The organism is Chromobacterium sp. IRSSSOUMB001 (assembly GCF_023507765.1).
Lineage (GTDB): Bacteria > Pseudomonadota > Gammaproteobacteria > Burkholderiales > Chromobacteriaceae > Chromobacterium > Chromobacterium haemolyticum.
The window spans coordinates 371451-389412 of record NZ_JALCYU010000001.1 but is presented as its reverse complement, the minus strand read 5'-3'; the positions used below and the strand labels follow the sequence as shown (position 1 = coordinate 389412).

Below are 17962 nucleotides of genomic sequence, written 5' to 3'. Positions count from 1 at the left end.
ACCAAGGTGAATTACTCAATCACAAAAATTTCAGTCAAAAATTCATCAATAGTACAGCTCAACCAAAACCCCACCTCTAAAGCTCTCCTCACTCTTTACATCTAACTTCTTATCCAATTGAATTACAGATGTAAATCTTTGCTCCAAAACATTAAAATTCACAGGACTACCTTCAGCACCAACAGCGGTATAGAATCTTGACGCGCGCTGATACCAGTCTTGACCTGTTTTTTTCCAACTTACCTGATCTACACTATCACCTAAAACAGCACCAGCAACCTCTTTGCCATCCGACCCTTTCACCTTGAAATCCATATAATTCATTGTGTGGAAGCCGATACCCTCTCCACTTGAATCCAAAACAAGGGAAAAACGCGTAGAATCATTAGCAGCATCTCTCTGATCCATCAAACGATAACGAACACTTGCTGCTTGATCACAAACAATTTGAAAATTATGAGTTACACCGACTCTTTTATAAAAATCACCTTTAGCATTTTTAATATCGCTAGCGGGAATGGTTCCATAGTCCCACACATTGCCACCAGGCAAAACCACGTTACATGCCGTTGGTTTAATCTTTCCAACAACTTCGAACAAAGAAGTTGCTTGAAGCTCTTTCTTTTCCTCAGCCTGGGCAAAAGCTCCACAAAAAACACTGGACACCACAACAAAAGATGACACAAACTTCATAGCAACTCCCTAAAAATTTAACAGGAGCAATTATTATTGCACCACCCTTTATCGAAACAAATATGACTAGTACGAAAAACACACTCGCAACTCTAAGACACCATCAAACAACCTCTACTTTCATAACAACGAAAAGTGAATAAAAAATTCACAACCAACTACTTTAAAAATCAACATCATTCAATTTTCACAACTAGGCAATTTAGTCCAAAAAATATTTCACTTCTTTCCAGCGATATCGGCAACCCATGTAGCCCATACTTCCCCATCACGCCGATAACAACCATCATGATCTCCGCCCCTCATAAACAACTTTGTTTTAGGCTGCGGACTGAGTTGATATAGACGTTCACCTAACTCGATCGGCACCACCTCGTCGCCGGAGCAATGAATGAATAGTTTTGGCGCGGCAATGGCCGGCAGTTTGGAATAGGAGGAAAAGTTATGGCGGATCAGCGCGTCAAACGGCAGCCATGAGGCGGTATGGGATTTAGCGATGTCCGCGATGGACAAGAAACCGCCGTCGATAATCACCCCGTCCACCCCCAGCGATACCGCGGCCAAATCCATGGCGATGGCCCCGCCCAAGGAATGGCCGTACACCAGATGCTTGGACGCCTCCGGCGATAGCTTCATGAACGCTTGCCAGGCGGCCCGGGCGTCGGCGTAAACCGAGCGCTCCGACGGCAAGTACCAGGCGCCGCCGCCGTAGCCGCGGTAGTCGATCGCCATCACCGCCAGGCCCAGCCGGCGCAGACGGAGGATCAAATCAATATCGGTGTACAGCGTGCTATCGTTGCCGTGTAGAAACAAGACCGCCGGCGCGGCGGGCGATTCGGCCGGCAACCACCATACATGCACCAGGCCGCCACCTTCCGTCTTGGCAACCGGCAACCAGGTCTCCTGGTACGTCACGCCGTAATCTTGCGGGGTTTTGCCGGTTTGATACGAGGGGCTGAGGATGAAGCAACGCTGGGCCAGTTCCCATAAGCTCAGCGCCAGTAGAACGGCGGCCAACAGCCCCAGGATTCTTTTAAGCGTGCCCATGCGCACCGCCAGACTTTAAAACGCCACCCGCCATCAACAGAGCACCCAGTTCAATCTAAACGCCATGCTCGCCTGCCTGCCGTCTTTCAGGCCCAGGCGAAATCCAATCCGGCAGCATAGCCATGCTCAGCGCGCGGGGATATTTGACCAGTACGAAATGCGCGCTGCGCAGCGGGGATCACACCTTAAAACGACTATACTGACCGGCCTTTGCGTTAGCAGACAGGCAGGATGCGCGGGAACCCGCGGCGGGGAAGCGGCCCCAAGGAAGGGCCGCCGGGAGAAAAGGAAGGTATCAGGACTTGTACAGCAGCAAGAGGTCCGCGTCGCGTTGCGCGCCCAGTTTGCGCATGGCGCTGGCTTTCTGGGTGCTGATGGTCTGCTTGCTGCGCTTGAGTTTGGCGGCGATGTCGTTGACGGTGAGCCCGGCGACAAAGAGCCGCACCACCTCGGCTTCGCGCGCGGTCAAGGCGCGCTTGTCGGCGGGTTGGGCCAGGTGGTCGACCTCCAGCAAACGCGCCACTGCCGGCGAGAAGTAGGCCGTTTTGGCCATGGCGCCGTAAACCGCCGGCAATAGGTGCTCAACGGCGTCGGATTTGCTCAGGATGCAGTGAATGCCCAAGCCGCGCAGCGAGCGCACCACCAGGGCGTTGTCCATCATGGTGAGCACCACGATGCCCAGTTCCGGGTACAGCCGGCGCAAGCGCTCGAACATGGCCGCGCCGTCGCCGGATTCACAGCCGGGCATGGAATAATCGGATACCAGCACGTCGCAAGGCTGACTGGCCAGCATGTCCCACAGAGCGGTGGCGCTATTGGCCTTGCCCGCCACGCGGATGGAGCGCTGCCCTTGCAAAGCGTGCTCCAAGCCGCTGAGCACTGAGGGGTGGTCATCCACCAAGAAGACTTTTATTTCCGCTGTCGCCATGTCGTTCACATGAAATTTAAACAATTGTTTTCAAGACATTCTATTTTTATAGCTAAGCAAATATCCTGAATATGGTCAATCGCCTAGCCAAGTCACCTTCCGGAAGCCGCATGCGCAACTCAAGCTCGCCCGCTCCCCAAAGCCAGCCCCTCAGCCGCTTGCGGCGCATCCAACGCGTCACGCTGTTTGGTGGCGGCATCGCGATTTCGCTGACCCTGTTGGCCTTGACCATGCTGACGCTCTGGCTTTCCGGCAAGGAGATGTTGTCCGACCGCCATCAGGTATTCAACGCGGAAAACACGGCCTTGAAGGTGGTGCTAAGAGGACATGCGATTGATCTCTACCATCAGGTGAGCCAGGCGGAGGCTGCCTGGTTAACCCTGCCTAGAAGGAGCCCAACACTGCTACGCCAGTTCACCACGAGTAACGGTCAAGCTTGGCTGCAAGCTTCCCCCACTCTCCCCCCAACACTGGCCTTGGGCAAGCTATCCTCCCAGTATCCAGCTTCACGTTTCGAGCCTTATCTTGTCCTAGCGGAGCATGTCGCCAGCTCTCTATGCGGAGGGGACTGCGAATTGCGGAAATCCTTAACCGCATATCTGTATAGCCCGGACCAGCAGTTTCTGGCGATAGTCCCTCCTCCATTGTCGCCATTGGCGCAAAGTGATCAAAGAGCAAGAACTCAACTGTGGCGTGAGTTTTTCGCCAACATGACCATGCTGCCTCCCGTAGCAACCGCCGATAGCCAAAGCAAACGCCAACAAGTTTGGCTAGGCTCCGCCGCCACTCCACTGACCAAGCACCCCACTATTCGCCTGGCTCAAACCGCCATGGCCCACGGCAAGCCCTTCGCCGTGTTCGCCCGGGATATCCGCATCGATACCTTGCTGAACACCTGGCGCCCGGACATCAATGATGAAACCACCTTGCTCGCCAGCCCCTCGGGGGCGTTCTATTTAAGCATTGGCCACCAGGCGGCCCAAGGCGCGCAGCTCATCGCGGCACTGCGCAAAATGGCCTTGCCGGCAATCAGCAATACAGTGTCGGACCTCCAATACCGCGATGGTCTATTCATCTTGCGCGCCCGCTTGCCCACACCGGGTTGGGTTCATATCCAAGTGTTTCCCTGGCATGGCTTGCTCAATGACGTGAGGCTGCCGCTGATCATCAATCTCAGCGCGTTGCTGTTCGCCCTGATCTGTCTGTGGACCTTCATCCTGTTGCTGGACCGGAGAATCTTCAAACCCGCTTTTAGCAACGCTCAACGCATTTACGAAAGCGAGAATCTGAATCGCATCATGGTGGACACCTCGCCTTCAGGCCTGACACTGCTGTCCATCGCCGATGGCTCCGTGCTGCTGGAAAACGAAGTGATGCGCCAGTGGGCGCGGCAAGGTGCCATCTCCCGCCCGCCCCTGCACCTGCAGCTGCTGGACGCTCACCTGGCCGCGTCCCCCCTCGGCACAACGCCTTGCCACCGGGATATCCAGTTTGCACTGGCGGACGGCAGCGCCATGGCCTTGCACAGCACCACGATGGCCACGCGCTATCAGGGCATCCGGGTCCTGCTGTGCAATGTAGTGGACATCACCGCGCGCAAGGCGCTGGAACGCCAGCTGGAAGCCGCGCGCCAAACGGCGGAAGCGGCCAACCAGGCCAAGTCCTCTTTCGTGGCCATGGTCAGCCATGAGATCCGCACTCCGCTGCACGCCATCGTCAGCAGCCTGGACCTGCTAGGCCGGGCCGGCTTGGCCGCGCCGCAGCAAGAGCGCTTGTCCGTAGCCAAGCACTCGTCGCAGGCGCTGCTGGCCATCATCAACGACATTCTGGACCTGTCCAAGGTGGAGGCCGGGCTGATGAGCGTGGAGAGCATCCCCTTTGATCTGGCCGCGCTCGGCCGCGAAGCCGCGGCCGTCATGGAGCCACTGGCCCGTGCCAAGGGCCTGGAATTCTCCTGCATGATAGACTCGCAATTAGCGCCGGCTTATCTGGGCGACCCCGGCCGCGTCCGGCAAATCATGCTGAACCTGCTTGGCAACGCCATCAAGTTCACCCTCAGCGGCGAGGTGCAGTTGGAAGTCTACCTGCAGGACGACAGCCGCGCGGATTCGCCGGTGGTCATTGGCGTGAGCGACAGCGGCGTGGGCATTCCCGCCGAATATCACGATCAAGTCTTCACCGAGTTCTCTCAGGCAGACCCCTCCATCACCCGCCGCTTCGGCGGCACCGGCCTGGGCCTGTCGCTCTGCAAAAAGCTGGCGGAATTGCTGGCGGGGACGATTGAATTCACCTCCATCCCCGGGGTGGGCAGCACCTTCGTCGCCACCTTGCCCTTGCCGCCTTGCGCCGCCGCGCCAACCGTCAAGCCGCCCGCCGTCGCGCCGATCCCGGCAGCGCCGGCGGCCCGTGTCCTGGTGGTGGACGACCACCCGGCAATCAGGTCGCTGATTCAGGACCAGCTTTGTGAACTGGGCCACCAGGCGGACATCGCAGCCAACGGCGCCGCCGCGCTGGCGTTGGCCGCCCGCCAGGATTACGCCTTGGTGCTGACCGATCTGAGCATGCCGGACATCAGCGGCTACAACCTGGCCCAGGCCCTGCGCGACAACGGCTTTTCCGCCCCCATCGTCGCCATCACCGCGCAGGCCGGCAACGCGGAACAACCGCTCTGCGCTCAGGCCGGCATCAACGAACTCATGCTCAAGCCCTTTACCCTGGAAGAGCTGGATCAGGTGATCCGCAAACACCTGGCACTGAGCCCCCCCAGCGCCCAGCGTCCCACAGCCCCCGCGCCCTTGTCCGCTGTCCGGCGCGCCGAACTGCTGAACGCACTAGACCATTCGCTCGTACTGATGCGACAAGCGCTGGAGCCGATGGATAAGCCACTGTTGATGCAGCAGTTGCACGCCACCAAGGGGGCTTTCGCCATGGCGAGGCTGGAGTCTGTGGCTGAGTTGTGCGCGGAGATTGAACAAGTGATAGAAGCCGACCGACGCGAGGAAGCCGGCACTCTGCTGGATCAGTTGGAGGCGCTGGCGAACGCGCGCTTGGCTCAAGCGTGAAACGACTATCGTTGTCCGGGCGGCATAGGCGACAATGACCAAGCGCTTAGAACCTGTTTATGATCTGCTGCGCGTCGGCGATACTGCGTTGAAACCCGCTTCGAAATGCTCATGTACCCTATGTACATTCCGCTTCCTCAGCCGTTTTCGCCTTGTCTCGCCTTAGCTCGCGAGATCGTAAACACGTTCTTAGAACCCTTGCAGAGGAGCCGCCCATGAAAATATCCGACATCCCGTTTGGAATCAGCGACTGGTCCGCGCTGGAACCCACCCGACACGACGGCGAAACCGGCTGCGCCTATTGGCGCACCCAGCGCTTCGGCGACATCCGGGTACGCATGGTGGAATACACGCCGGGCTACCGCGCCGATCACTGGTGCGTCAAAGGCCACATCCTGTTGTGCCTGGAAGGAGAACTACACACCACGCTGGCGGACGGCCGCCGCTTCACCCTGAAGCCGGGCATCAGCTACCAAGTGGCCGACGACGCCGAGCCGCACCTGTCCCATACCGAAACCGGGGCCAAGCTGTTTATCGTTGATTGATGCCGGCTCAAGCAGCCCTCGCGTGGCCCCACTGCTCATCGACGCCAAAGCGCTCATGGGCCGTGCAGCGGCATAAAGGGTTTCACTCCGCATCCCAATTACGAAACGAGCCTCCATGAAAAAACTTGGCCTGCTAGGCGGCATCAGTTGGGTATCAACGCTGGATTACTACCGTTATCTAAACGAAGGCGTCAACGCTGCGCTAGGCGGTCTCAACTTCGCCGAATGCATCGTCTACTCGCTGAATTTCAACGATATCCAGCAGCGCGGATGGGATGACTGGGAGCACACCCATGCGCTGCTGCTCAAGGGCTGCCTGCATTTGAAAGCCGCCGGGGCCGAAGCCATCGTGCTGTGCGCCAATACCGCGCATGCTGTTGCCAATCAGCTGGAAACCGCGGTCGCTCTCCCCATCATCCATATCGCCGAGGCGACGGCGCGGGAAATCTCGCGGCAACGGCTGCAAACCATCGGCCTGCTAGGCACCAAGTTCACCATGGAACTACCGTTTTTTCAGGACAAGCTAAGCCAGCAAGGCATCCGCGCCTTGATTCCGGAGCAGCAGAATACGCGCGATTTCATTCAACGCACCTTGCGCGACGAGCTGGGCCGCGGCATGGTTTCGCTGGCCACCAAGCGCGCCTATCTGGAAGTGATCCAGCAGATGATCGAACGCGGCGCCCAAGGCATCGTCTTCGGCTGCACCGAACTGCCGCTGCTGTTGGGCCAGGCCGACGTGCCGGTATCGGTGTTCGACACCACGCGGATTCATATCCGCGCCGCGCTAGAGTTCGCGCTCTCGGATACAGTGCTCCCGCAATAGGCGCTTGGAGCGGGTTCAAAGCCTAGCGAGCCAGAGCGAGACAAGGTGAAAACGACTTAGAAAGCAAAATGTATTCGTGGTACATGAGCATTTCGAATGCCGAGACTCATCGCACAATCTCTCTACCGACCCTCAGCAGATCGTAAACAGGTTTGTAGGTCGAAAGAGCTACAGGCGTGGTCCCCGCTTCTACATATACTGCCGGCAGATTGCCTATGGCGAAAACACACCCACCCATCCGACATCAAGGACATTCCATGCTCACTAGCGCCCGCAATCAATTCACAGGCAAGGTCGCCGCCATCCATCCCGGTGTCGTCAATGATGAGATCGACATCGCCCTGCCGGGCGGCAACAAGATCACCGCCGTCATCACCCAGCGCAGCACAGCCAATCTGGGCCTGACCGTGGGCGGCGAAGCCTTGGCCATCATCAAGGCGCCCTGGGTGGTCCTGGCCAATCCCGAGGCCGGCATCAAACTTTCCACCCGCAACCGCCTGGAAGGCAGGGTGTCGGCGCTGCGTCCAGGCGTGGTCAATACCGAGGTTGAAATCCGCCTCAACGGCGGCGACGCCCTGGTGGCCATTGTCACCAAGGAGAGCGCGGAAGGCCTGGATTTGGCCGTAGGCAAGGCGATCGTCGCCTTCTTCAAGGCCTCCCACGTGATTGTCGGCGTCCGCACCTGAAGTCAGCCGGCGGTCTCCCCCGCGCGGAAATTCCATAGGCTCCATGCGGCAAACCATTACGCCCTCTCCGCTCGTCGCCGGTCGCGCAGATAACGCCACACGCCGTTCAGGATGGCCGCCGGCGACAGTTCGGCCATGGCCAGCAAGCCATGGCCTTGGTGATAGTCCGGGTTGTGTTCGACAAAATAGCGCGCCGCCGGACGCGGATGCCGCAGCCAGAACTGGTGGTCTGTCTGACTGTCTCGGGTCAGAATGCCCAGCTTCACCACATAGGGCCGTTCCGGCGCGGGAACCGCCATGCCGAAACTGCCGCACAACTCCGCCGCCAGCCGCGCCAGCGGCTGCTCCATGCCCCGCTCCGGGCTGGGCCACATTCCGGCGGCGTATTTATGCATCTGGATGAAGCTGGACGGGTGGATCATCGCACCCAGAAAGTACATAGGCCGCCACGGGCTGCGCAGCCAATAGCGCAGCATGCAGCCGGCCAGAAACGGCATATTGCTGTTGCGGCCGCGGTAGTCTTTGAGCAGCCCGGCTTGACCCCGCAAGATTTTGACCTCGCGCCCCGCCGCGCTGCGCTGGAACAGGTGAACGGCGCAATAGCCCACCGCCTGGCCGTGTTCTCCGCGATGCAGCAAAATGCTACTGTGCTCGGACTCCGGCAACACCATCTTGCGAAAGGCCGCCCGGTCCAGGCCGCTGAAGACGGCGTCGTGCACTTGGTAGGCCTCGTCGACCAGGCGCTCGCGCCCGGCCGGGGTCAACAAGTGCGGATAAAGGGTGTCTGAGTGAGTGATGGTGCCCATGGGTCCTCGCGCGGAATGGCGACGTCGAAACGCAGCGCATGGTAAGCAGCGGGTCCGGACACAACCACTGACAGATATGCCACTGTTGTTGTTTCTTGATGAAACCGTCCAAACGCGACTGGCTGCGCCCGCTTTGACCGTCGGCGCATGATCCCGCCGCAAAAAAACCCCGCCAAGGCGGGGTTTGTCGTTTGACGCTGCGGATCAGGACTTGGCCGGTGTTTCCCAGCCGCCGCCCAGCGCCTTGTACAGGCCCACCACCGCGTTGAGCTGGTCCAGCTTGGCGCTGACCAGGCCCAGTTCCGCCTGGAAGCTGTTGCGTTGCGCATCCAGCACATCCAGATAGCTGGCGTAGCCGTTGTCGTAACGCAGGTTCGCCAGACGCAGCGATTTGTTCAAGGCCTGGAACTGCGTGGTCTGCGCCGCCTGGATGTCCCGCGCCGCGCCGTAGCCGGACAGCGCGTCCAGCGCGTCCTTGAACGCGCTCTGCACCGTCTTCTGGTACTGCGCCAGCGCCTGCTTCTGCCGCGCGTTGGCCGCGTCCACCGCGTAGCCGGTCTGGCCGAAGTTGAACACCGGCGCCGCCAGGTTGCCGACGAAGCTCCAGGTCCGCGTCGGGCCGGTGAACAGCGTGTCCAGCGACAGGCTTTGTGAACCCAGCGCCCCGCTCAGGCTGATGCTGGGGAAGTAAGCCGCGCGCGCCACGCCGATGCGGGCGTTGGCGGCGATCAGCTGCTGCTCGCTGGCGGCGATGTCCGGCCGACGCTCCAGCAAGCTGGAGGACAGGCCCGCCGGCACTTCCGGCGGCGCGGACAGCGCGTCCAGGCTTTGGCCGCGCTGGATGCCGCCGGCCACCAGCTGCTTGGGCGAGTGGCCGAGCAGCACGCCCAGCGCGCTTTCGGTCTGCGCCAGCGCGCTGGCGATCTGCGGCACCTTGGCGCGGGCGGAAGCCGCTTCGGCCTCGGCCTGCTGCTGGTCCAGCTCGGAGATCAAGCCGCCCTTGAAGCGCTTGGTTTGCAGCTTCAGCGATTCCTCGCGGCTTTGCAGCGTGCGCTTGGCGATGTCCAGTTGGGCGTCGTAGGCGCGCAGCTGGAAATAGGTCTGCGCGGTTTGCGCGGCGATCGCCAGTTTCGAACTGTCGCGGGCGAAGCGGCTGGCGGCGAAGTCCGCGCGCGCCGCCTCGTTGCCGCGGCGCAGCTTGCCCCACAGGTCCAGTTCCCAGGACGCGGTGAGGTTGGCGTTGCGCACGTCGCTGACCAGCGGCGCACCCGGCGTGGTTGTCGCAGTGGAGGTGCGGCCGCGCTGATAGCCGGCGTTGGCGTTCAACGCCGGCAGCAACTGGGCGCGGGCGATGCCGGCCTGGGCCGCGGCTTCGTCGACGCGGGCGGCGGCGGCGGCCAGGTCCTGGTTGTGTTCCAGAGCCTCTGCGATCAGCTGGTCCAGCACCGGATCGTTGAACTGTTTCCACCAGTCCATGGCGATGGCCGGACTCTGGGCCTGGGCGCTGTCCGGCAGCTCCAGTTTGGGGCGGCTATAGTCGGGGCCAACCGCGCAAGCGGTCAGCGCCAGCGCCGCCAATGAGGGAATCAGGGCGCGTTTAAACATGGTCGGCCTCCTCCGCCGCAACCGGCTTTTTGCGCCGCTCGGACGCCTGCATGATCAGCCGGAAGAACATCGGCACAAAGAATGTGGCGATGAAAGTAGCGGCCAACATGCCGCCCACCACCGGGGTGCCCAACGCGCGACGGCTGGCGGAACCGGCCCCGCTGGAAATCACCAACGGCACGCAGCCCAGGATGAAAGCCATCGAAGTCATCACGATGGGGCGGAAACGCAGCCGCGCCGCTTCCAGCGCGGCGTCCATCAACGGCAAGCCCTGCTGACGCTGCTGCACGGCGAACTCCACGATCAAGATAGCGTTCTTGGCCGCCAGGCCCACCAGCGTGACCACGCCGATCTGGAAGTAGACGTTGTTGTCCTGATGGCCAATGACGGCGGCGAGCAAAGCGCCGAACAAGGCGAAGGGCACCGAGGTCACCACCGCCAGCGGCAGGCTCCAGCGTTCATACTGCGCGGCCAGGATCAGAAACACCATCAGGATGCCGAAAAGGAAAGCCGTGGCGGCGGTGCCGCCGGCCAGTTTTTCCTGATAGGCGCTGCCGCTCCAGGCCAACGCGTAGTCGTTGCCCAATACTTGCCGGGTCACCTCCTCCAAGGCCTGGATGGCCTGGCCGGAACTGACGCCGGGCGCGGGCTGGGCCAGGATCTTGGCGGCGTTGAAGATGTTGAAGCGGTCCACCAGTTCCGGCCCGTAGCTGGATTTGACTTCCACCAGGCTGGACAGCGGCACCATCACCCCCTCGGCGGAACGCACATAGATATTGGCGATATCCTCCGGCCGCGCGCGGAAATCCGCCTCGGACTGCAACTGCACCTTGTAGGTGCGGCCGAACTTGTTGAAGTCGTTGACGTAAAGCTGGCCGAAGGTGGCTTGCAGGGTGTCGAACACTTGGTTGATGTCCACGCCCAGCGCCTTGGTTTTTTCACGGTCCAGGTCCAGGTATTTCTGCGGCACGTTGGCGCGGAAGGTGGTGGTCACGCTGGCGAACTCCGGCCGCTGCCGCGCGGCGGCCAGCAGTTTCTCCGCCGCCTGGCTGAGCTTTTGCGCGCCATGGTCGCCGCGGTCCTGCAGATAAGCCTCCAGGCCGCCGGTAGTGGACATGCCGATGATGGGCGCCGGGTTGAAAGCGCTCATCACGCCGGTCTGCACGGTACGGCCCAGGCGATTGAACTCGGTGGACACGGAGAAAGAGTCCTCGCCCTTGGCCTTGCGCTGGTCCCAATCCTTGAGGGTGACAAAGCTGGTGCCACGGTTGGTCTGCTTGGAGCCGGACAGGATATCGAAACCGGTGAAGGTGGTGACACTTTCCACATTGGGGTTGGCCATCATCAGCCGGTCGAATTCCGCCGTGGCCTTGGCGGTGCGAGTCAACGCGGCCGCGTCCGGCAGCGCGGTGCTGGCGAACAAGGTACCCATATCTTCATTAGGCACCAGCGAACCGGGCACTTTCTGGTACAAACCAACCGTGGCCGCCAGAATAACGGCAATCAGGCCGAAAGCGACGCCCACGCGGCGGTTGAGAAACAACACGCCCAGCACATAGCGGCCGGTCAAGCGTTCAAAAGCGCGGTTGAACCATTGGAAAAAACGCGGCGGCTGATGATGGCCGGGCTTGAGCAACAAAGCGCACAACGCAGGGGTCAGCGTCAGCGCGACAATGCCGGAGATGATCACCGACATGGCGATGGTGACGGCGAACTGCTTGTACATCACGCCAGTCATGCCGCCCATGAAGGCCACCGGCAGGAAAACCGCGCACAAGACCAGCACGATGGCCACCAAGGCGCCGGACACCTCCCCCATCGCCAGCACCGCCGCCTCCTTGGCGCTGCAGCGCCGCTCGCTCATGATGCGTTCGACGTTTTCCAGCACCACGATGGCGTCGTCCACCACGATGCCGATGGCCAGCACCATGCCGAACAGGGTCAACAGATTGATGGAAAAGCCCAACAGCAGCATGCCGGCGAAGGTGCCGATCAGCGACACCGGCACCGCGATGCAGGGAATCAGCGTGGCGCGGAAATTCTGCAGGAACAAATAAACCACCAGGAACACCAGCACCGTGGCTTCCAGCAGGGTTTCCACCACGCCGTGGATGGAGACCTTGACGAACTTGGTGGTGTCGAAGGGAATGGTGTAGTCCACCCCGGCCGGGAAGCGGGCCTTGAGCTCCTCCATCTTGGCGGCGATGGCGGCGGATACCTTGAGCGCGTTGGCGCTGGGTTGCAGATAAGTGGTGATGCCGACGCTGGGCTTGCCGTTGCGGGTGCCGAGCACATCGTAGTCGTTGCCGCCCATTTCCACCCGCGCCACATCCTTGACGCGGATCTTGGAGCCGTCCGGCATCGAGCGCACGATGATGTTCTCAAATTCCTTGGGTTCGCTGAGCCGGCCCTTGGCGTTGACGGTATAAGTAAAGCTGATGGGCGCGCTGGTGGGCTGAGCGCCGATCTTGCCGGCGGCGAACTGAGCGTTCTGCTCGCGCACCGCCTTGGCCACGTCGGACGGGGTCAGGCCCAGCTGGGCCATGCGGTCCGGCCGCAGCCACAGCCGCATCGCGTAATCCGTGCCGCCCATCATCGCCACATCGCCCACGCCGGGAATGCGCTTGAGCTCGTCCATTACGTTGAGCAGAGCGAAATTGGACAGGTAGTTGCGGTCGTACTGGCCTGTGGGCGAGCCGATGGAGATCACGCTGAGCACCGAGGTGGACTTCTTGCGCACCGTGACGCCCTGGCGCTGCACCTCGTCCGGCAGCTGCTTCATCGCCGCCTGCACCCGGTTGTTGACGTCGATGGTGGCCTGGTCCGGATCCGTGCCCACGGCGAAATAGACATTGAGGCTGAGCTGGCCGTTGGAAGCGGCGCTGGATTGCATGTAGAGCATGTTTTCCACGCCGTTGAGCTGCTGCTCCAGCGGCGCGGCCACGGTTTGGGCGATGGTTTCCGGCGTGGCTCCCGGGTAATTGGCCGACACCGACACCACGGCCGGAACGATCTGCGGGTACTGCTCCACCGGCAGCGCGCGCATCGCCGCCAGGCCGGCCAGCACGACGACGATGGACAACACGCTGGCGAAAATGGGGCGATTTATGAAGAAACGCGAAAACATAAGCCGCTCCTTACGCCTTGGCCGGCGCGGCGGTCACCGGCTTGACCACCGTGCCGGGACGGGCTTGCATCAGGCCATCGACAATCACCCGCTCGCCGGCCTTGAGGCCGGATTCGATCACCACCCGGCCGCCCACATGAGCGCCCAGCTTGACCATCCTGGCCTGCACCTTGTTGTCCGCGCCCACCACCATCAGTTGATTGTCCGCTTGAGCCTGAACCACAGCCTGCTCCGGCACGGTCAGCACGTTCTTGCGCACGCCCAGATCCAGCAGCACGCGTACGAACTGGCCCGGCAACAAACGCTCGTCCTCATTGGGAAATTGCGCCCGAGCGCTAATGGTGCCGGTTTTGGGATCCACGCGGTTGTCGCGGAAATCCAGCTTGCCGCTTTGCGCATAGACCCGGCCGTCCGCCAGACGGATGCGTACCGGGTGGAGGGTGCCGTCATCCGCGCTCACTTTGCCGGTGGACAGGCTGTGCTCGTAATTGAGACTGTCCTGCTCGGAAATGGAGAAATTGACGTAGATGGGATTGAGCTGAGAAATGGTGGTCAGCGGCTCGGCGGCGTCCACGCGGATCAGGCTGCCTTCGGATTGCACCTGCTTGCTGGTCAAGCCGGGAATCGGCGCGGCGACGCGGGTGTAGTCCAGGTTGAGCTGGGCTTCCTTGACCTTGGCGTCGGCGGATTGTTTGGCCGCCTTGGCGGAGTTCAGCGCCGCCACCGCGTTGTCGTAGTCCATTTTGGAAACCGCCTGTTCCTGGTACAGCGGTCGGATGCGAGCCAGGTCGGCTTCGGCTTTTTGCAACGCGGCGAGCTGCACCGCCTGCGCGCCCTTGGCCTGTCCCAGCTGTGCCTGGTACGGAGCGGGATCGATCTGGAACAGCGTCTGGCCCTGCTTCACCGGCTGGCCTTCCACATAGGTGCGCTTGAGCAAAATGCCGCCCACGCGGGCACGCACCTCGATATCGCGGTAACCGGCGGTTTCACCCACCAGTTCCATGGTCATGGGCACGTCGCCGGGCGCGGCGGTTTCCACGGTGACTTGCGGCACGGCGGCGGCCTGTTGCTGCGGCGAGCCGCAGGCGGCAAGCCAAACGGGCGAGGACAATAGCAGGGCAAGCGACAATAGCTGTCGCGGCGAATAGCGCATTATTATTTCTCCATATGAGCGGGTATTCAGGATGGGCGGGCCAATCCAGGCGCAAGCGGAAACCTTGTAGGGTCAAGCGGACTGCTCTGAACCAGAGGCGCGGCAGCCCTGTTTGGAAGCGGCTTTAAACCGCCTCCCATTAGAACAGCCTGTTATGAAGGGTTTTTTTGAAAACAGCCGTTTTTGTAAATTGCGGGTAAATTCACGGGAAAACGGTGTAAAAAGTTGTGAATGCGAATCAAATCCATAATGACGGACGCGGCGCGCCGTTTTGGCGGTTTCCAGCCGCGCCGCCAACTGCCACCATCGCTAACGTGTAACGCTCCACGACGCGTAGCAGATCGTAAACCGGTTCATGGCAAAGGCTGGAAGGCTTCCAATAGACGCTCATAGCTGCCGTCCCGACGCATTGCGCTCAGGCCGGCCTCGAACTTCGCCGCGTTCTCCCTACCCTTGGGCCGCGCTTTGGAGAAAGCCAGCCAAAAGCCATCCAGGCTGACGCTCCCTGTCTTGTGGACGCGTCCTGCGGCGGCGGGGTTACCCCGGATGCGCAGCTGGCCGGGGCGCGTGTTCATCAAGATATAATCCACGCGGCGGGCCAAGAGCATGCGAATCAGGTCGTCATCCGAGTGCGCCACGGATTTCATGATTTTGGCATCACGCATAAAAACACTGGGATAGGTGTAGCCCTGGGTGATTCCCACTCTTCGTCCGGCCAAGTCGCGCAGATTCAGCTCGGCATCGGCGGCGGCAAGCGAGAAGATGGCCAGTTCCTCAGTGAACATCGGCGTGGGATGCCACCAGAACTGCCCGCGATTGTCGTCGGTAACGGTGGCGCTGAGACAACCGGCAACGCGGCCCACCCGCGCCAGCATCAAACAGCGCGCAAACGGCACCAGTACGAAGCTGACCAAAACGCCCTGGCGGCGGAAGGCCTCGCGCGCCAGTTGCGGCGCCAGCCCCTGCGGCGCGCCGTCGGCGCCGCGCGCCGAATACGGCGGCCAGTCATCCTCCACGGCGATGAGCAAAGACGGAGCCGATGCGGCCGCTTGCGCCGCCACCGCCAGCAGGGCTGCGCACAAGATTCGTCGAAACCAAGCTTGCATCTGTATTCTCTCTCCCGCCACGACCCGGCCCGACAAGTGACAAGCGCCGCGCGCCAACAATCACCCGATGCCAAGGTACTGTTTCCTGGCCACGCGCGCGGATACGTTTAATATCGACAGTTTCTCTAGCCAAGACGCCCTCATCAGCGTCGCGGCCTTCCCTTTCCGGCGAAACCGCGCATGAAAACCGCGAGCCCGTCGATCGAATCTCCCTGAAACCGTATGACGCCACTGGACAACGTCCATCTTCGGTCGCCTCGGGAACAGCCGGCCTCCTGCGCCACCACTTTAGCTGAAGCGTGCTACGGCAAAGCGCTTGACCCCCACGCGCGGGCAATGCCAAGATCATGAGCCGCCCGCCTTCATGCTAACCGCTGCCGCTCGAGGAGATTGGTTTGGAACCGTTTTGCCATCCGCTGGAAGTGCGCTGGTCCGACTGCGACGCCAACCAGCACGTCCGCCATACCGCCTACGCCGATTTCTGCACCCACGCCCGCATCGAATGGTTGCGCGGCCAGGGCTTCGGCTTCGAACAATTTCAGGCGCTGGGGTTTGGCCCGGTCATTTTCAAGGAGTGGACCGAGTATTTCAAGGAACTGCGGCTAAGCGAACGCATTCACGTGCGCCTGGCCATCGCCGGCCTGAGTCAGGACGGCAAGCGCTTTTGCATCCGCCACGAGATCTACAAAGAGGACGGCCGTCTGGCCGCGCGTCACGAAGTCAGCGGTTCCTGGATAGACCTGACGCTGCGCAAGCTGACCGCCCCGCCGCCGGAACTGAGCGCCATCTTCGCCTGGGCGGAGCGCACCGAGGACTTCCAGCCGCTGGATTGAGCAACGCCGAACGCGAAAAAGCCCTGACTGAAACAGTCAGGGCTTTTTGCTTGCTTTGGCGGAGAGGGGGGGATTCGAACCCCCGTTAGGGTATTACCCTAAACACGCTTTCCAGGCGTGCGACTTAAACCACTCATCCACCTCTCCGGAGGTGTCTTGCTTGTTTGCGCCGGCTGAGCCGGAGCAATAAAAAAACCGCCAGGGCAGTTTTTATTGATTCTGGCGGAGAGGGGGGGATTCGAACCCCCGTTAGGGTATTACCCTAAACACGCTTTCCAGGCGTGCGACTTAAACCACTCATCCACCTCTCCAGAATCCCCGTGAAACAAGGCGCTTGGCGTTTCGTTCACAGAGGCTGCGCAGTATATAAGCCCTATTCATCCGGCGCAAGTGTTTTGTAAGCGGAATGAGAAAAAAGCGCGTCGACATACTCGCCCACCCCTTCGCGCTCGCGCCGCAGCCAGCCGGCTATCGCCGCGCGAAAGCGCGGGTCGACGATATAGTGGGCGGACCAGGTGCGCTCCGGTTCAAAGCCGCGCGCCAGCTTGTGCTCGCCCTGGGCGCCGCCCTCGAAGCATTGCAGGCCGGCGTGGATCGCATACTCCAGGCCCTGGTAATAGCACAGCTCGAAATGCAGGCAGGGAATGTCGACCAACGCGCCCCAGTAACGCCCGTACAGCACCCCGTCCTGCACCAGGCACAGGCTGGCCGCCGCCGGCTCGCCGTCCCGCTCGGCGACGAACATCAGGCAATGCGGACCCAGCCTCTCCGCCAGCAAGGCGAAAAAGGCCGGATTCAGATAGGGCGCGGAGCGATGCTCCAGATAAGTCTGGCGGTAGCAACGGTAGAAAAACGCCCAGTCCTCGGCGGCTATGGCCTCGCCGCGCAGCGCCCGCACGCTGACGCCGGCCTCGGCCACCTTGCGCCGCTCCTGGCGGATCTTCTTGCGCTTGTCGCGGCTCAGCGTCGCCAGCAAGGCGTCGAAGTCGGCGTAGCCGCGGTTGCGCCAGTGGAACTGCACGCCATCGCGCAGCAGCCAGCCGGCCTCGCCCAGGACTTGCGCCTCCTCCGCCGTGGGAAACAGCACATGAGCCGACGACAAGCCGTGCTCGTCCACAACCTGCTCCAGGCCGGCGATCAATTGCGGCCAGGCCGCCGCGTCGCCCAGCAGCCGTCGGCCGCTCACCGGGCTGAACGGCGACGCCACCACCAGCTTGGGATAGTATTGCAGCCCGGCGCGCGCATAGGCTTCGGCCCAGGCCCAGTCAAACACGTATTCGCCGCGCGAATGGCGCTTCAAATAAGCCGGCGCCAGCGCCTGCAAGCGGCCCTCCCGCTCTACTGCCAGCGGCAAGGGCTGCCAGCCGCTGGCCTCGCCCACGCAAGCGGCCCGCTCTAGCGCTTCCAGCCATGGGCGGCCCATGAACAGATTGCCGCTCTCCCCCAGCCCGGCCCATTGTTCCGCGCTCCAGGCGCCCACTCTCTCATGCAATTGCAGCGACACCATGATTCCTCTCGGGCGTTTGCGCCGTCTATCAGGTAAAATTC

At 61.4% G+C, this 17962-nt stretch carries 14 protein-coding genes and 2 tRNA genes; 5 read left to right on the top strand and 11 right to left on the bottom strand.

The genetic code is table 11. The annotated features are described in order from the left end of the window. Nucleotides 1-45: 45 nt before the first annotated feature. From MOV80_RS01740 to MOV80_RS01730, 3 genes are all read right to left on the bottom strand, one after another. Nucleotides 46-693 (bottom strand): DUF1120 domain-containing protein, encoded by a 648-nt coding sequence (locus MOV80_RS01740; RefSeq protein WP_249604782.1) that lies wholly within the window; start codon nucleotides 691-693, stop codon nucleotides 46-48. Between the two features lie 219 nt (nucleotides 694-912). Beyond that, nucleotides 913-1740, bottom strand: coding sequence for an alpha/beta hydrolase (locus tag MOV80_RS01735; protein ID WP_118266960.1), 828 nt, complete (start codon nucleotides 1738-1740; stop codon nucleotides 913-915). 295 nt (nucleotides 1741-2035) lie between these two features. Continuing rightward, on the bottom strand, nucleotides 2036-2668 hold the full coding sequence (locus tag MOV80_RS01730) for a response regulator (RefSeq protein WP_118268597.1): 633 nt from the start codon (nucleotides 2666-2668) through the stop codon (nucleotides 2036-2038). A gap of 110 nt (nucleotides 2669-2778) precedes the next feature. Here MOV80_RS01730 and MOV80_RS01725 point away from each other — a divergent pair, with 110 nt between their 5' ends. The 4 genes from MOV80_RS01725 to MOV80_RS01710 all read left to right on the top strand — a co-directional run bounded on the left by MOV80_RS01725 (nucleotide 2779) and on the right by MOV80_RS01710 (nucleotide 7784). Further along, nucleotides 2779-5730 carry an ATP-binding protein gene (locus MOV80_RS01725; RefSeq protein ID WP_249604781.1) on the top strand — a complete coding sequence of 984 codons (2952 nt, stop codon included), beginning with the start codon at nucleotides 2779-2781 and terminating at the stop codon, nucleotides 5728-5730. A gap of 215 nt (nucleotides 5731-5945) precedes the next feature. Continuing rightward, nucleotides 5946-6275 carry a DHCW motif cupin fold protein gene (locus MOV80_RS01720; RefSeq protein WP_019103955.1) on the top strand — a complete coding sequence of 110 codons (330 nt, stop codon included), beginning with the start codon at nucleotides 5946-5948 and terminating at the stop codon, nucleotides 6273-6275. A 115-nt stretch (nucleotides 6276-6390) separates the two neighbouring features. Next, entirely contained in the window at nucleotides 6391-7098 is a 708-nt protein-coding gene (locus MOV80_RS01715) for an amino acid racemase (RefSeq protein WP_118266954.1), read from the top strand. Between the two features lie 257 nt (nucleotides 7099-7355). Then, the gene (locus MOV80_RS01710) at nucleotides 7356-7784 is read left to right on the top strand and encodes a TOBE domain-containing protein (RefSeq protein WP_019103952.1); all 429 of its coding nucleotides are present in this window, start codon (nucleotides 7356-7358) and stop codon (nucleotides 7782-7784) included. A 56-nt stretch (nucleotides 7785-7840) separates the two neighbouring features. On the opposite strand, the gene MOV80_RS01705 is transcribed toward MOV80_RS01710, so the two are convergent. The 5 genes from MOV80_RS01705 to MOV80_RS01685 all read right to left on the bottom strand — a co-directional run bounded on the left by MOV80_RS01705 (nucleotide 7841) and on the right by MOV80_RS01685 (nucleotide 15581). Next, nucleotides 7841-8590 carry a hypothetical protein gene (locus MOV80_RS01705; protein ID WP_019103951.1) on the bottom strand — a complete coding sequence of 250 codons (750 nt, stop codon included), beginning with the start codon at nucleotides 8588-8590 and terminating at the stop codon, nucleotides 7841-7843. A 204-nt stretch (nucleotides 8591-8794) separates the two neighbouring features. Next, entirely contained in the window at nucleotides 8795-10195 is a 1401-nt protein-coding gene (locus MOV80_RS01700; protein WP_118266952.1) for an efflux transporter outer membrane subunit, read from the bottom strand. After that, on the bottom strand, nucleotides 10188-13322 hold the full coding sequence (locus MOV80_RS01695; RefSeq protein ID WP_249604780.1) for a multidrug efflux RND transporter permease subunit: 3135 nt from the start codon (nucleotides 13320-13322) through the stop codon (nucleotides 10188-10190). The genes MOV80_RS01700 and MOV80_RS01695 overlap by 8 nt, the downstream gene beginning before the upstream one ends. A 10-nt stretch (nucleotides 13323-13332) precedes the next feature. After that, entirely contained in the window at nucleotides 13333-14475 is a 1143-nt protein-coding gene (locus MOV80_RS01690; RefSeq protein WP_118266947.1) for an efflux RND transporter periplasmic adaptor subunit, read from the bottom strand. Between the two features lie 353 nt (nucleotides 14476-14828). Beyond that, the gene (locus MOV80_RS01685) at nucleotides 14829-15581 is read right to left on the bottom strand and encodes a transporter substrate-binding domain-containing protein (protein WP_118266945.1); all 753 of its coding nucleotides are present in this window, start codon (nucleotides 15579-15581) and stop codon (nucleotides 14829-14831) included. A gap of 395 nt (nucleotides 15582-15976) precedes the next feature. On the opposite strand from MOV80_RS01685, the gene MOV80_RS01680 reads away from it, so the two are divergent. After that, nucleotides 15977-16414, top strand: a complete 438-nt coding sequence (locus tag MOV80_RS01680; protein WP_019102011.1) for an acyl-CoA thioesterase — start codon at nucleotides 15977-15979, stop codon at nucleotides 16412-16414. Between the two features lie 56 nt (nucleotides 16415-16470). Here MOV80_RS01680 and MOV80_RS01675 read toward each other — a convergent pair. The 3 genes from MOV80_RS01675 to MOV80_RS01665 form a co-directional block, all read right to left on the bottom strand. Beyond that, nucleotides 16471-16561, bottom strand: a tRNA-Ser gene (locus tag MOV80_RS01675). A 73-nt stretch (nucleotides 16562-16634) separates the two neighbouring features. After that, a tRNA-Ser gene (locus MOV80_RS01670) sits at nucleotides 16635-16725 on the bottom strand. 62 nt (nucleotides 16726-16787) lie between these two features. Beyond that, nucleotides 16788-17921 (bottom strand): GNAT family N-acetyltransferase, encoded by a 1134-nt coding sequence (locus MOV80_RS01665; RefSeq protein ID WP_019102012.1) that lies wholly within the window; start codon nucleotides 17919-17921, stop codon nucleotides 16788-16790. Nucleotides 17922-17962 lie beyond the last annotated feature (41 nt).

Bases quoted from the DNA above. Each gene is read 5' to 3' on its own strand.
- MOV80_RS01740 (WP_249604782.1), bottom strand. From the start codon at position 693: ATGAAGTTTGTGTCATCTTTTGTTGTGGTGTCCAGTGTTTTTTGTGGA.
- MOV80_RS01735 (WP_118266960.1), bottom strand. From the start codon at position 1,740: ATGGGCACGCTTAAAAGAATCCTGGGGCTGTTGGCCGCCGTTCTACTG.
- MOV80_RS01730 (WP_118268597.1), bottom strand. From the start codon at position 2,668: ATGGCGACAGCGGAAATAAAAGTCTTCTTGGTGGATGACCACCCCTCA.
- MOV80_RS01725 (WP_249604781.1), top strand. From the start codon at position 2,779: ATGCGCAACTCAAGCTCGCCCGCTCCCCAAAGCCAGCCCCTCAGCCGC.
- MOV80_RS01720 (WP_019103955.1), top strand. From the start codon at position 5,946: ATGAAAATATCCGACATCCCGTTTGGAATCAGCGACTGGTCCGCGCTG.
- MOV80_RS01715 (WP_118266954.1), top strand. From the start codon at position 6,391: ATGAAAAAACTTGGCCTGCTAGGCGGCATCAGTTGGGTATCAACGCTG.
- MOV80_RS01710 (WP_019103952.1), top strand. From the start codon at position 7,356: ATGCTCACTAGCGCCCGCAATCAATTCACAGGCAAGGTCGCCGCCATC.
- MOV80_RS01705 (WP_019103951.1), bottom strand. From the start codon at position 8,590: ATGGGCACCATCACTCACTCAGACACCCTTTATCCGCACTTGTTGACC.
- MOV80_RS01700 (WP_118266952.1), bottom strand. From the start codon at position 10,195: ATGTTTAAACGCGCCCTGATTCCCTCATTGGCGGCGCTGGCGCTGACC.
- MOV80_RS01695 (WP_249604780.1), bottom strand. From the start codon at position 13,322: ATGTTTTCGCGTTTCTTCATAAATCGCCCCATTTTCGCCAGCGTGTTG.
- MOV80_RS01690 (WP_118266947.1), bottom strand. From the start codon at position 14,475: ATGCGCTATTCGCCGCGACAGCTATTGTCGCTTGCCCTGCTATTGTCC.
- MOV80_RS01685 (WP_118266945.1), bottom strand. From the start codon at position 15,581: ATGCAAGCTTGGTTTCGACGAATCTTGTGCGCAGCCCTGCTGGCGGTG.
- MOV80_RS01665 (WP_019102012.1), bottom strand. From the start codon at position 17,921: ATGGTGTCGCTGCAATTGCATGAGAGAGTGGGCGCCTGGAGCGCGGAA.